This is a genomic window from Devosia riboflavina (assembly GCF_000743575.1).
Classification (GTDB): Bacteria; Pseudomonadota; Alphaproteobacteria; order Rhizobiales; family Devosiaceae; genus Devosia; species Devosia riboflavina.
In genome coordinates this window covers 20,624-32,816 of record NZ_JQGC01000003.1, presented here as the reverse complement: position 1 = coordinate 32,816, position 12,193 = coordinate 20,624, and the positions used below count along the sequence as shown (strand labels likewise).

11 protein-coding genes are annotated in these 12,193 nt (G+C 62.5%); 7 read left to right on the top strand and 4 right to left on the bottom strand.

Going from position 1 to position 12,193, the window contains the following annotated elements:
- Nucleotides 1–112: 112 nt before the first annotated feature.
- Nucleotides 113–805, bottom strand: coding sequence for a FadR/GntR family transcriptional regulator (locus JP75_RS03430; protein WP_051960276.1), 693 nt, complete (start codon nucleotides 803–805; stop codon nucleotides 113–115).
- A gap of 223 nt (nucleotides 806–1,028) precedes the next feature.
- On the opposite strand from JP75_RS03430, the gene JP75_RS03425 reads away from it, so the two are divergent.
- The 6 genes from JP75_RS03425 to JP75_RS03400 all read left to right on the top strand — a co-directional run bounded on the left by JP75_RS03425 (nucleotide 1,029) and on the right by JP75_RS03400 (nucleotide 8,178).
- Nucleotides 1,029–2,594, top strand: a complete 1,566-nt coding sequence (locus JP75_RS03425) for a sugar ABC transporter ATP-binding protein (protein ID WP_210165355.1) — start codon at nucleotides 1,029–1,031, stop codon at nucleotides 2,592–2,594.
- Nucleotides 2,591–3,589: an ABC transporter permease gene (locus tag JP75_RS03420; protein ID WP_035079353.1), complete on the top strand. Its 999-nt coding sequence runs from the start codon at nucleotides 2,591–2,593 to the stop codon at nucleotides 3,587–3,589. Before JP75_RS03425 ends, JP75_RS03420 begins: the two co-directional genes overlap by 4 nt.
- A 138-nt stretch (nucleotides 3,590–3,727) precedes the next feature.
- Nucleotides 3,728–4,675 carry an ABC transporter substrate-binding protein gene (locus JP75_RS03415; RefSeq protein WP_035079350.1) on the top strand — a complete coding sequence of 316 codons (948 nt, stop codon included), beginning with the start codon at nucleotides 3,728–3,730 and terminating at the stop codon, nucleotides 4,673–4,675.
- Between the two features lie 171 nt (nucleotides 4,676–4,846).
- A complete protein-coding gene (locus JP75_RS03410; RefSeq protein ID WP_035079347.1) occupies nucleotides 4,847–5,578 on the top strand; it encodes an SDR family oxidoreductase in 732 nt (243 codons plus the stop codon).
- Between the two features lie 163 nt (nucleotides 5,579–5,741).
- On the top strand, nucleotides 5,742–7,028 hold the full coding sequence (locus JP75_RS03405) for an L-fuconate dehydratase (protein WP_035079344.1): 1,287 nt from the start codon (nucleotides 5,742–5,744) through the stop codon (nucleotides 7,026–7,028).
- Nucleotides 7,029–7,134: 106 nt separating this feature from the next.
- Nucleotides 7,135–8,178 carry an HD domain-containing phosphohydrolase gene (locus JP75_RS03400; RefSeq protein WP_244446245.1) on the top strand — a complete coding sequence of 348 codons (1,044 nt, stop codon included), beginning with the start codon at nucleotides 7,135–7,137 and terminating at the stop codon, nucleotides 8,176–8,178.
- Here the strand turns inward: JP75_RS03400 and JP75_RS03395 are convergent.
- From JP75_RS03395 to JP75_RS03385, 3 genes are read right to left on the bottom strand one after another with little or no spacing between them, the layout of a single operon-like run.
- The gene (locus JP75_RS03395; RefSeq protein ID WP_035079338.1) at nucleotides 8,175–8,996 is read right to left on the bottom strand and encodes an ABC transporter ATP-binding protein; all 822 of its coding nucleotides are present in this window, start codon (nucleotides 8,994–8,996) and stop codon (nucleotides 8,175–8,177) included. The two genes, JP75_RS03400 and JP75_RS03395, sit on opposite strands and share 4 nt — an antisense overlap.
- Nucleotides 8,989–10,032: a FecCD family ABC transporter permease gene (locus tag JP75_RS03390; protein ID WP_035079335.1), complete on the bottom strand. Its 1,044-nt coding sequence runs from the start codon at nucleotides 10,030–10,032 to the stop codon at nucleotides 8,989–8,991. The genes JP75_RS03395 and JP75_RS03390 overlap by 8 nt, the downstream gene beginning before the upstream one ends.
- Complete coding sequence (locus tag JP75_RS03385) at nucleotides 10,029–11,048, bottom strand: FecCD family ABC transporter permease (RefSeq protein WP_244446244.1); 1,020 nt, start codon at nucleotides 11,046–11,048, stop codon at nucleotides 10,029–10,031. The genes JP75_RS03390 and JP75_RS03385 overlap by 4 nt, the downstream gene beginning before the upstream one ends.
- A 181-nt stretch (nucleotides 11,049–11,229) precedes the next feature.
- Here JP75_RS03385 and JP75_RS03380 point away from each other — a divergent pair, with 181 nt between their 5' ends.
- Nucleotides 11,230–12,138 (top strand): ABC transporter substrate-binding protein, encoded by a 909-nt coding sequence (locus JP75_RS03380; RefSeq protein ID WP_035079332.1) that lies wholly within the window; start codon nucleotides 11,230–11,232, stop codon nucleotides 12,136–12,138.
- Nucleotides 12,139–12,193: the final 55 nt, after the last annotated feature.

Here is a 12,193-nt window from a genome sequence, read left to right as displayed (position 1 = left end):
CTCGAAGGGCGAGGGCGTGCCCCGATGCGGCAGTGCCACGCCCTCGTGGTTCGAGGCTACGCTACGCTACGCTTCGCACCTCACCATGAGGGCTACTGAGATTTGGCTTGCCCTAGTCCCAGGCCCCCAGCATTGCGGCCGACACAAAATCCAGATGCGCCGCCATCGCCTCCCGCGCCGCCTCGGCATTGCCTTGCACGATGCCGGCAACGATCCGCGCATGGTCGTCCATGATATGCGTGCGCACCTCGCTCATGCTCGCAAGATGCTCGTGAAATTTCGTATCGACGACTTCGAAGCGCGAATTCCACAATAGGTCCAGCACTTCGCGTAGCATGGAATTGCCCGAGCCCTCGGCAATGGTCAGATGCAGCATGCGGTCGCTTTCCGAAGACCAGCGATTGCCCGCCGTTTCGGCCTGCATCCGCCGCATGGCCTCGGCCATGCGGGCCGTGCCTTCGGGCGAAATATTCTGGCTGGCAAGGGCCGCCGCTTCCGGCTCGAGCAGGCGCCGCACCCGGATGATTTCGATGGGCGAATGCCCCTCGTCGGGCAGGGCGGCGCTGCCCTTGCTCTGGTCGCGCACAAAGGCGCCGACACCCACCCGCACTTCCACAAACCCGGCCACTTCAAGCGCAATCAACGCCTCGCGCACCGTGGGCCGCGATACGCCAAGGCTCACCGCCAGGTCGCGCTCCGAGGGCAATTGCCTTCCGGGCTCGACCGCGCCCGCGAGAATCTGGTCCCGGATCTGGTCGGCGATCTGGATATAGAGTTTGCGGTTGGATACGGCCTGAAGTTTCATTCTCTCCCCCTAGAACGTACTTTCGCTTTGCGGAAGCACGTTCCAAGCCGTTTCATTAAAGTGAGGCGGCTTTGCCGTTCCCTGTCTAAACCCATAGCGCCACGCTTGTCGTCTGTCCACTGGTCTGACCACTTGACAGCCTGATCGTTTTGCCATTCACTCGCGCCGCATCGCCAAGGTGGCTCCGCATGAACGGGCCGCCATGCGTATCGGGAGGTTTTTCATGGCTGGGCATTCCGCACCGGCATCCCCAGGGGATGCACCGGCTCCGCTGGTCGAAATGACCGACATCGACAAATCCTTTCCCGGTGTCCGGGCCCTATCCAAGGCACGCTTCGAACTGCGCCCCGGCGAAGTCCATGCCCTGATGGGCGAGAACGGCGCCGGCAAGTCGACGCTGATGAAGATTCTGTCCGGCGTTTACACCCGCGATGCGGGTTCCGTCCTTCTCGATGGCCAGCCCGTTGAAATCACCTCGCCGCGCGAAGCCCAGGCGCTCGGCGTCGGCATCATCCATCAGGAACTGGCGCTGATGCGCGACCTGACGGCCGCCCAGAACATTTTCATCGGCCGCGAACCGCGCCGCTTCGGCATTTTGGACGAAGGCCAGCTCAACCGCGACGCTGCCGCCATCTTCGCCTCGATGAACCTCAAGCTTGAGCCGACGGTAAAAGTCGAAACCCTCACGATTGCCAAGCAGCAGATGGTCGAGATCGCCAAGGCGCTCTCCTATCGCTCGCGCGTCCTCATCATGGATGAGCCGACCGCGGCGCTGAACGATGCCGAAATCGCCGAACTTTTCACCATCATCAATCGCCTCAAGGCCGAAGGCGTCGGCGTCGTCTACATCTCGCACAAGATGGACGAGATCAAACGCATCTCCGACCGCGTCACCATCATGCGCGATGGCGAATATGTCGGCACCGTTCCCGCCGCCGATACACCCATCGAAACCATCATCTCCATGATGGTCGGCCGTACCCTCAGCAATGAGGCCCTCGTCATCCCCAACACCACCGACGCCCCTGTCGCGTTGGAAGTGAAGGGTCTAAATCGCGGCCGCGAAATCCGTGATGTCAGCTTTGCGGTGAAAAAAGGCGAAATCCTCGGCTTTGCGGGCCTCATGGGTGCCGGCCGCACCGAAGTCGCCCGCGCCATTTTTGGTGCCGACCGGCGCGAGAGCGGCGAAATCTGGGTCCATGGCAAGCGCGTCGGCATCGCCTCACCCAAGGATGCGGTGGAAGCCGGCATCGGCTACCTCTCGGAAGACCGCAAGCACTTTGGCCTCGCGACCGGCCTCGACGTGCGCAACAATATTGCTCTCGCGAGCCTTGATCGCTTCACCGGCCTCGGCGGCGTGCTCGACGAAGCCTCGATGCAGCGCGAAGCTGTTGGTTATATCAAACAGCTCGCCATCAAGACGCCCGGCGACACGCAGGAAGCGCGCCTGCTCTCGGGCGGCAATCAGCAGAAGGTGGTCATTGCCAAATGGCTGCTGCGCGATTGCGACATTCTCATCTTTGACGAACCGACGCGCGGCATCGATGTCGGCGCCAAATCCGAAATCTACAAATTGCTCAATGCGCTGGCGGCCGAAGGCAAGGCGATCATCGTCATTTCCTCCGAACTGCCCGAAGTGCTGCGCCTGTCCCACCGTATCGCGGTGATGTGCGAGGGGCGCCTCACCGGCATGTTGCCCGGCGGCGCGAGCCAGGAAGAAATCATGCGTCTGGCGACCCAGCGCCAGAGCAGCGTGGCCGAAAGCGCCACTCAAAGGAGGACGGCATGACCGATACCGCAGCCCCCGCAGCCCAGAAGTCGGGCCCGCGCATTTCCGGCGCCTTCCATCGGCTCCTCGCCTTTTCAGGTCTTATTGCCCTCGTCGTCGCCTTCTCGCTGGCCTCGCCCAATTTCATGCAGACCCAGAACATCCTGGCCATCCTGCAGGCGACCTCGGTCAATGGCGTCCTCGCCATCGCCGCAACGCTTGTCATCATCACCGGCGGCATCGACCTCTCGGTCGGCACGCTGATGACCTTTTGCGCCGTCATCGCCGGCGTCATCCTCACCTATCTGGGCCTGCCCATGCCCCTCGGCATCATCGGCGCCATCCTTGCCGGTGCGGCGAGCGGTCTCATCTCCGGCACGGTCATCGCCAAGTTGAAGGTTCCGCCCTTCATCGCCACCCTCGGCATGATGCTGATCCTCAAGGGCCTGTCGCTGGTCATCTCCGGCACGCGCCCGATCTACTTTAATGACACGCCCGGCTTCAACCAGATCGCCCTGGGCTCTGTCGTGGGCCAGATCATTCCGGCAGTACCGGTCCCCAATGGCGTGATGATCCTTTTTGCGGTGGCGCTGATCGCGTCCTTCATCCTCGGAAAGACCGCGCTTGGCCGCTACACCTTTGCCCTCGGCTCCAATGAAGAGGCCGTGCGTCTCTCCGGCGTCAATGTCGATCGCTGGAAGATCGGCGTCTATGCGCTGGCCGGCGGCATTGTCGGCGTGGCCGGCGTGCTCATCGCCTCGCGCCTCAATTCGGCCCAGCCGGCCCTCGGCCAGGGCTATGAACTCGACGCCATCGCGGCCGTGGTTATCGGCGGCACCTCGCTTTCGGGCGGTCGCGGCACCGTGCTCGGCACGTTGATCGGCGCCCTCATCATCTCCGTGCTGGCCAATGGCCTGCGCATCCTTTCGGTGGCCCAGGAATGGCAGACGGTGGTGACCGGCTGCATCATCATTCTTGCGGTCTATGCCGACATACTGCGGCGCCGCACACTTTAGGCGCCGGTTCCGTTGGCGCTCTTTGAGCGCTGACATCGTTGGTGCTCAAAGAGCACCGACACACTGCGCATCCCGCGCCAATAAGAGGCCTTTTGAAAAATGCCCAGAAAATTCAACGCAGCATGTGGGAGGAAAACCATGCTCAACCGTCGCACCCTGCTCGGCGCCCTCAGCGCCGTGGCAATGCTCGCCGCATCCAACGGCGCCGCATTCGCGCAGGATTCCTATGATATCGCCCTGATCTCGAAGGGCTTCCAGCATCAGTTCTGGCAGGCCGTGAAGGCCGGTGCCGACAAGGCCGCGGCCGAGTTCGGTGCCACCGTGACGTTCGAAGGCCCGGAAAGCGAAAGCCAGGTCGACCGCCAGATGGATATGCTGGCCGCCGCCCTGTCGCGCAACCCCGACGCCATCGGCTTTGCCGCGCTCGACAGCCAGGCCGCCGTGCCGCTGCTGCAGCAGGCCAAGGATGCCGGCATCCCGATCATCGCTTTCGACTCTGGCGTCGATAGCGACATTCCGCTCTCGACCGCTACCACCGACAACGTCGCTGCTGCAGCTCTCGCTGCCGACAAGATGGCTGAACTGATCGGCGGCGAAGGCAAGGTTGCCGTCGTGGCCCACGACCAGACCAGCCGCACCGGCATCGATCGCGTCGACGGCTTCGTCAACCGCATCAAGGAAGCCTATCCCAATATCGAAGTGGTATCGGTTCAGTACGGCGGTGGCGATCAGCTCCAGTCGACTGAAATCACCAAGTCGATCCTGCTCGCCAATCCCGACCTCAAGGGCATTTTTGGTGCCAATGAAGGCTCGGCCATCGGCGTTGCCAATGGCAAGCAGGAACTGGGCAGCCAGATCGTCGTCATCGGCTTTGACTCCGGTGCCGCTCAGAAGGGCATGATCACCTCGGGCGTCATGAACGGCGCCATCACCCAGAACCCGGTCGGCATCGGCTACGAAACCGTCAAGGCCGCCATCGGCGCGCTCAAGGGCGAAACCCTGCCGCCGATCATCGATACCGGCTTCTACTACTACGACGCCTCCAACATGAACGACCCGGAAATCGCGGCCGTTCTTTACGACTAAGGCTACCTTGCCCTCCCCCACGCTGGGGGAGGGCTTTTACCCACTGTGTCATTCCCGCGAAAGCGGGAACCCCTGTTTGATAACGGAGGTCCCCGCTTTCGCCGCGAAAAAGCGGACTGCCGCTTTTTCACGGGGATGACAGGGTGGTGGGTGTGGATACAAGGAACAACCATGGCCGACCTCAACGGAAAGATCGTCTTCATCACCGCCGCCGCCCAGGGCATCGGCGAGGCTTCGGCCCGCGCTTTCGCCAAGGCGGGCGCTAAGGTGATCGCGACCGACATCAATGAAGCCAAGCTCAAGGAGCTTGAAGGCACGCCCAATATCACGACGCGCCTGCTCGACGTTCTTTCCGATGAGGCCGTGCAGCAGGCCGTCGCCGAAATCGGCCGCATCGACGTGCTCTTCAATTGCGCCGGCGTCGTCCACAACGGCACGCTCTTGGAAATGAGCGACAAGGATCTGGACTTCGCGCTCGACCTCAACGTCCGCGCCCAGGTCCGCACCATCAAGGCTATCCTGCCCCAGATGCTGGAGCGTAGGGATGGCGCCATCATCAACATGGCGACGGTTGCCTCCTCGATCAAAGGCGTGCCCAACCGCGCCGCCTATACGATTTCCAAGGCCGCCGTCATCGGCCTCACCAAGTCGATCGCCTCGGATTATACGACCAGCAATATCCGCGTGAACGCCATCTGCCCCGGCACGGTGGAATCGCCGAGCCTCCACGATCGCTGGCACGCCACCGGCGATTTCGAAGGTGCGAAAAAGGCCTTCATCGCCCGCCAGCCCATCGGCCGCATCGCCCGCCCCGATGAGGTGGCCGATCTTGCGGTCTATCTTGCCGGCGCCACCTACACGACCGGCCAGGTCCACATCATCGACGGCGGCTGGACGGCCTGAGACAAAAAGCCCCTCACCCTGACCCTCTCCCCGCAGGGGCGAGGGGACGATGGGCGAGATTGCAATGTAAAAGCCGCCGCTACTCTATCGGCTCCTGCGTCCCCTCGCCCCTCTGGGGAGAGGGCCAGGGTGAGGGGCGCGATGCAATGACTGGAACTGTGAAATGAAGATCACCACCCTCACGACGCACGATCTGCGCTTCCCGACCTCGGCCTCGCTCGACGGGTCCGATGCGATGAACCCCGATCCAGATTACTCGGCCGCCTACGTCGTCCTCGGCACCGATGGCGACCTTGAGGGCCACGGGCTCACCTTCACCATCGGCCGCGGCAATGAAGTGGTCTGCGCCGCCATCGCCGCGCTGACCGATCGCGTTAGCGGTCTCGATCTCGACTGGGTTGAGGAAAATCCCGGCCGCTTCTGGCGCCATATGACCGGCGACAGCCAGCTCCGCTGGATCGGCCCCGACAAGGGCGCCATGCATCTCGCGACCGGCGCCGTCGTCAACGCCGTCTGGGACCTCCTCGCCAAGCGCGCGGGCAAACCGGTCTGGCTCTATGTCGCCGAAATGAGCCCCGAACAGCTCGTTTCCATCATCGACTTCCGCTACCTGACCGACGCCATCACGCCCGAGGAAGCTCTTGCCATCTTCAAGGCCGCCGAGCCTGGCAAGGCCGAGCGTATCGCAAAACTGCGCGCCGAAGGCTATTCCTGCTACACGACCTCGGCCGGCTGGCTCGGCTATTCCAACGAAAAGCTGACGCGCCTGGCGACGGAAGCCGTCCAGGAAGGCTTTACCCATATCAAGATGAAGGTCGGCCGCGACCTCGCCGACGATATCCGCCGCCTCGAAATCGTCCGCTCCATCATGGGGCCGGATCGCTATCTGATGATCGACGCCAACCAGGTCTGGGAAGTCGACCAGGCCATCACCTGGGTCAACGAGCTCAAGCGCTTCAATCCCTATTTCATCGAAGAGCCCACGAGCCCCGACGACATCGAAGGCCATCGGAAAATCCGCGACGCCATCGCACCGGTAAAGGTCGCGACCGGCGAAATGTGCCAGAACCGCATCATCTTCAAGCAGTTCATCACCCGTGACGCCATCGACGTGGTCCAGATCGACGCCTGCCGCATCGGCGGCCTCAATGAAGTGCTCTCGGTCCTCTTGATGGCCGCAAAGTACAAAAAGGCCGTCTGGCCGCATGCCGGCGGCGTTGGCCTCTGCGAATATGTGCAGCATCTCTCGATGATCGATTATCTCGTCGTATCAGGCAGCAAGGACGGCCGCGTGATCGAATATGTCGATCATCTGCACGAGCATTTCATCGATCCCTGCGTGATCAAAAACGCCGCCTATATGCCGCCGGAACTGCCGGGATTCTCCATCGAAATGAAGCCCGCTTCCATTGCCGGCAATAAATTTATTGCTTCTGGAAAGACGCAATAAACCATCTGCAGCAGTCGAGTTAAATGCATGTGAGCCATTAAGTTTCGACTAAGGGCTCGCCCCTATCATCATCAGTGCATTTGGCCGGGGGGCTGTAATTGTGCACGTGCTGATCGTAGATGACAGCCGATCGAGTCTGGCCTTGCTGGGCTCGATCGTGCGGGAAATAGTCGGCGACGATATCGAGCTCTGTCTCGATCCGCTCGAGGCGCTAAGGCGTTGCGAAGAACGGCAATTTGATCTGCTTCTCGTCGACCATATCATGCCCGGAATGGACGGTATCGCCGTCATCGAGGCACTGCGCAATTGCGATAATTACCGCACTGTCCCCATGGTCATGGTGACCTCCGACATCGACAAGGCCATCCGCATCGAGGCCATCCGCGTCGGCGCCAATGACTTTCTGACCAAGCCCTTCGACCCCATCGAACTCAAGGCGCGCATCACCAATCTCCTGGCCCTGCGGGGCGCCCAGGTGGAGCTGGCCGATCACGCCAATCGCCTCAGCCGCGAAGTCGCCAAGGCCACGGCCCATCTTCTCGCCCGCGAGGAAGAAATCATCTGGCGCCTCGCCCGCGCCATCGAATATCGCGATGGCGATACCGGCGAGCATGTCTCGCGCGTCGCCCAGATCAGCCAGATCATAGGCCAGGGCCTCGGCCTCACGCCCCAGCACTGCCGCATGGTCTATCTCGCCGCCCCCCTGCACGATATCGGCAAGATCGCCATCGCCGATGCCATTCTCTCAAAGCCCGGCAAGCTGACCGCAGAAGAAATGGCGCGCATGCGCGAGCATGTCACCATCGGCGCCCGCATTCTCGCCGATGCCGATAGCGACCTCATCCGCACGGCCGAACTGATCGCCCAGAGCCACCATGAAAAGTGGGACGGCACCGGCTATCCCAATGGCATATCGGGCGCAGCCATCCCCATCGAAGCGCGCATCGTCGCCCTGGCCGACGTTTTTGACGCCCTCTGCTCGGAGCGCCCCTATAAGCGCGCCTGGCCGATCGACGAGGCCTATGCCGAAATCGTGCGCTGTTCCGGCACGCATTTCGACCCGGCCTGCGTTGCCTCGTTCCAGTCCCGCTGGTGCGAGATTTCTGCGCTCATGGGCCAAGAAACGATTGCGCTCGCCGAAAGCGCCTAGGCGACTTCCTGCACTGCCGCCCGGGCCCGCCCGCGCGGAATGCAGATCGGCCGTCCATGCACCGGATCGGTCATGATCGCGGCGTCGACCTCGAAGACTTCGGCCAGCAGTTCCGGCTTCATCAACTCTTCCGGCTGGCCCAGCGCCCGCACGCGGCCCTCATGCACAAACACCAATTGGTCGGCATAGCGTGCTGCAAGGTTAAGGTCGTGCAGCACCAGCACAATGGTGCGCCCGTCTTCCTGATTGAGCTTTAACACGAGATCGAGGCAATCGAGCTGATGCGCCATGTCGAGATGGTTGACGGGCTCATCAAGGCAGATGACATCGGTCTCCTGCGCCAGCACCATGGCAATCCACGCCCGCTGCAATTGCCCGCCCGACAGCGAACCGATGCGCCGCGTCTTGAGCCCGGTAACGCCCGTGCCGTCCATGGCGCGATTGACGGCGGCGCCATCCCTCTCGCTCCAGGGCTGCAACATGGCCTGATGCGGATAGCGCCCCAGTCGCACCAGTTCTTCCACCGTCATGTCAGGCGGCGCCGAAGGGTTTTGGGCGAGCAGCCCGATCTGCCGCGCCAGATCCTTGGCGCCGAGCGAGGCAATGTCGACATTGTCGAGAAGGATTTGCCCCTTCTGGCCCGTATGCAGCCGCCGAATGGCGCGCAGCAGGGTGGACTTGCCACAGCCGTTCGGTCCTGCCAACACGGTCACCTTGCCGCGCGGAATCGGCAGGTTCAGCGCATCGAGCACCGTGTCGTGCCCGTAAGTAAGGGTGAGGTCGCGTACCTCGATGCGGCTCGGAACGAGGTCAGCCATTGGTCTTGTCCTTGCGCATGAGAAGGAAGAGGAAATAGGGCGCGCCGACAATGGCCGTCACCGTACCCGCCGGCACTTCGAGCGGCGTAAAGGCCACGCGCACCAGAAGGTCGGCGCCGATCAGCATCATCGCCCCGATGAGGCATGAGGCGAGAATCCCCGCAAAGCGTGCCCGCCCGACCAGCAATCGCGCCAGATGCGGCGCGATCAACCCCAGGAAGCCGACGCCGCCGACAAAGGCCACGGCGATCGAGGTCAGCATCGCCGCCACGAAAAACACGGCAATGCGATAGACCGGCAGGTTGAGCCCGATACTGCGGGAGGACACATCGTCGAGATCGGCCGGCGGCAGGTCTTTCGCGAGCCACGCTGCCAGCAGCACCGTCGGCACGAGGCAGATCGCCATGATCTGGATTTCGCTCCAGGAAATGGCATTGACCGCACCAGCGAGCCAGCGGGCCGCCTGTGCCGTCTGATAGACGGGACCGATCAGCATGAAGACGGTGGTCAGCGCCTTGGCGACGGCGGCAATGGCAATGCCGAACAGCAAGAGGCGAATGGCCGAGGACGATTGCCGCCCCGAGAGAATGAAGACCAAGGAAATCGCCGTCAGCGCCCCGATCGCCGCCGCGAGCGGCTGCCAGGCGACCGATACGGTCAGCGCATTGGATTCATTGGAGAAGATGGCAAGGAACAGCACCACGCCAAGCGCTGCCCCATCGACAACGCCCAGCACGCCGGGCGAAGCCAGTTCATTGCGGGTAATGCGCTGCAGGAGATAGCCCGAAAACGCGATGGCCGCCCCGGCAATCGCCGCCGCCATGACGCGCGGCATGCGCAATTGCCAGACCACCAGCTTTTCCGTCTTTTCCCCGCCGCCCAGGATCACCTGCGCTACGGTTTCAAGCGGAATCCAGGTCGAGCCAAAGGCAATGGCGGCCAGGGTGAGGAGTACAAAAAGCCCGACAATGATAAGGACAATAGCCCCGATGCCAAACCGGCGCTCGGCCGGTGCAGAAACGGCCAGAGTGCTCATGCTGCCCTCCGCATCAGAAGAACGAGGAGCACGATAGCCCCGACCACGGCCGTGATCGCCCCCACCGGCGCTTCAACGGGATAAATGACGAAGCGCGCTGCAACGTCCGCCAGCGTCGCATAGACAGCACCGAACAAAGCCGCCGCCGGCAATTGATGAATATGCCGCAAGCCGACGAGCCGCCGCGCCGCATGCGGCACGACCAGACCCACAAAGGCCACCGGCCCTGCCATCGACACCGCTGCGCCGGTAAGAAGCGCCACGGCGACAAAGGCCAGCCCCCGCACCGCCGCCAATGGCACCCCGAGCCCGGCCGCCGTCGAATCGTCTGCCTGCAGGGCATCGAGCGCCCGCGACAGGCCAATACCGATGATCCCACCCACGATCACCACCGGCAGCCCATTGTAAAAAAGCGCAATCGGACGATCGACAAACGCCCCGGACAACCAAAAGAGCAATTGCTGCAACTGCGCTTCATTGCTTGTAAGAAGCACTTCCACAAAGGCATGCGAGAGACTGGCAAAGGTAACACCCACCAGCACGATTTTCAGCGGCGACAGCCCGCCCGCGCTTGCGGCCACGCCGAACACCACAATGGCAGTGACAAAAGCCCCGAAAGCTGCCGCCAGCGACAGCCCCGCCAGCGACTGCACGCCGAGCATGATGCTCGCCACCACCACGGCCAGCGAGGCCCCGGCATTGAGCCCCAGCGTATCGGGCGAAGCGATACGATTGCGCGAGAGGGTCTGCACCATCACCCCGGCCATGCCGAGCGCAGCGCCGGCCAATGGCGCAATCAGCGCCCGCGGCAGCCGCAGCCCGGCGATCACCACGGCCGTTTCCGATCCGTCATGGGCAAAAAGCGCCATCCAGACCTGGTCCAGCGAATAGATTTTATAGCCCAGCGTCAGGCTCATCAGCATGGACAGGGCGAGCAGCAGGATCAGTCCCGCATAGACCCGCGCCGGTCCCAGACGCAATCCCTGCGATTGCGGTGACATTGCCAGTGTGGACACCACTGGGCCCTCATATAGTTGATGTTGACAGTCAAATTAAATTCTGACTTTTTGCACCCATCCAATTTCCGACTACCGATGTCAAGAAAAGATGGGGGGAGGGGTGTTGGAGAGACCGCTTAGGCGGACACTTTCCTCAGGTCCCGCGCTCCATCGCCGATCGTCAACAGGAGCTCCTCCCATGTTCCATCGTCTCGTGACTGCCGTTGCCGCCGTGGCGCTGCTGAGCGCCCCGGTCTTTGCCCGCGAAATCACCCATGCCATGGGAACAACCGATGTGCCGGACAATCCGCAGCGCATCGTCGTGCTCACCAATGAAGGCACCGAAGCGCTGCTCGCCATCGGCATCAAGCCGGTCGGCGCAGTAAAATCCTTCCTCGGCGATCCCTGGTACGACCACATCGCCGGCGAGATGACCGATGTCACCGTCGTGGGCGAAGAATCCGCCGTGAACCTCGAAGTGCTGCTCGCGCTCGAACCCGATCTGATCCTGGGCAACAAGATGCGCCACGAAAAGATCTACGAGCAGCTCTCGGCCATCGCCCCGACCGTGGTTTCCGAGCGCCTCCGCGGCGACTGGAAGATCAACATGGCGCTTTATACCGATGCTGCCGGCAAGGGCGAAGAAGGCAAGGCGGCCCTCGCCAAGTACGACGCGCGCATCGCCGCGCTCCACGAGGCCCTCGGCGCCTCGCTCGACGAAAAGATCTCCATCGCCCGCTTCATGTCCGGCCAGACCCGCATCATGTTCAAGGACAGCTTTTCGGGCCTCGCTCTCTCCGAACTCGGCTTCCAGCGTCCCGCCAGCCAGGACAAGGACGAATTCGCCGAAGAGATCACCAAGGAACGCATCCCCGAATTCGAAGGCGATCGCCTGTTCTACTTCACCTATGAAACCGGCAATGGCGAAGGCGATAGCCAGGCCAAGGACTGGCTGGCCGATCCGCTCTGGAACAACCTGGCCGTGGTCAAGGCCGGCAAGGCCTTCCCGGTCTCCGACGCCATCTGGAACACCGCCGGCGGCTATATCGCTGCCAACCTGATGCTCGACGACATCGAAAAGATCTACGGTCTCGCCAGCACCCGCTGACATTTTCGCAACTCGATTGTCACCCCGGCGAAGGCCGGGGCCCATCCTGAAATTT

What these genes read in the sequence shown, in the direction of transcription:
- JP75_RS03405 (WP_035079344.1), top strand. Translation starts at nt 5,742, where the DNA reads ATGAAGATCACCACCCTCACGACGCACGATCTGCGCTTCCCGACCTCG.
- JP75_RS03425 (WP_210165355.1), top strand. Translation starts at nt 1,029, where the DNA reads ATGGCTGGGCATTCCGCACCGGCATCCCCAGGGGATGCACCGGCTCCG.
- JP75_RS03420 (WP_035079353.1), top strand. Translation starts at nt 2,591, where the DNA reads ATGACCGATACCGCAGCCCCCGCAGCCCAGAAGTCGGGCCCGCGCATT.
- JP75_RS03390 (WP_035079335.1), bottom strand. Translation starts at nt 10,032, where the DNA reads ATGAGCACTCTGGCCGTTTCTGCACCGGCCGAGCGCCGGTTTGGCATC.
- JP75_RS03430 (WP_051960276.1), bottom strand. Translation starts at nt 805, where the DNA reads ATGAAACTTCAGGCCGTATCCAACCGCAAACTCTATATCCAGATCGCC.
- JP75_RS03380 (WP_035079332.1), top strand. Translation starts at nt 11,230, where the DNA reads ATGTTCCATCGTCTCGTGACTGCCGTTGCCGCCGTGGCGCTGCTGAGC.
- JP75_RS03415 (WP_035079350.1), top strand. Translation starts at nt 3,728, where the DNA reads ATGCTCAACCGTCGCACCCTGCTCGGCGCCCTCAGCGCCGTGGCAATG.
- JP75_RS03410 (WP_035079347.1), top strand. Translation starts at nt 4,847, where the DNA reads ATGGCCGACCTCAACGGAAAGATCGTCTTCATCACCGCCGCCGCCCAG.
- JP75_RS03395 (WP_035079338.1), bottom strand. Translation starts at nt 8,996, where the DNA reads ATGGCTGACCTCGTTCCGAGCCGCATCGAGGTACGCGACCTCACCCTT.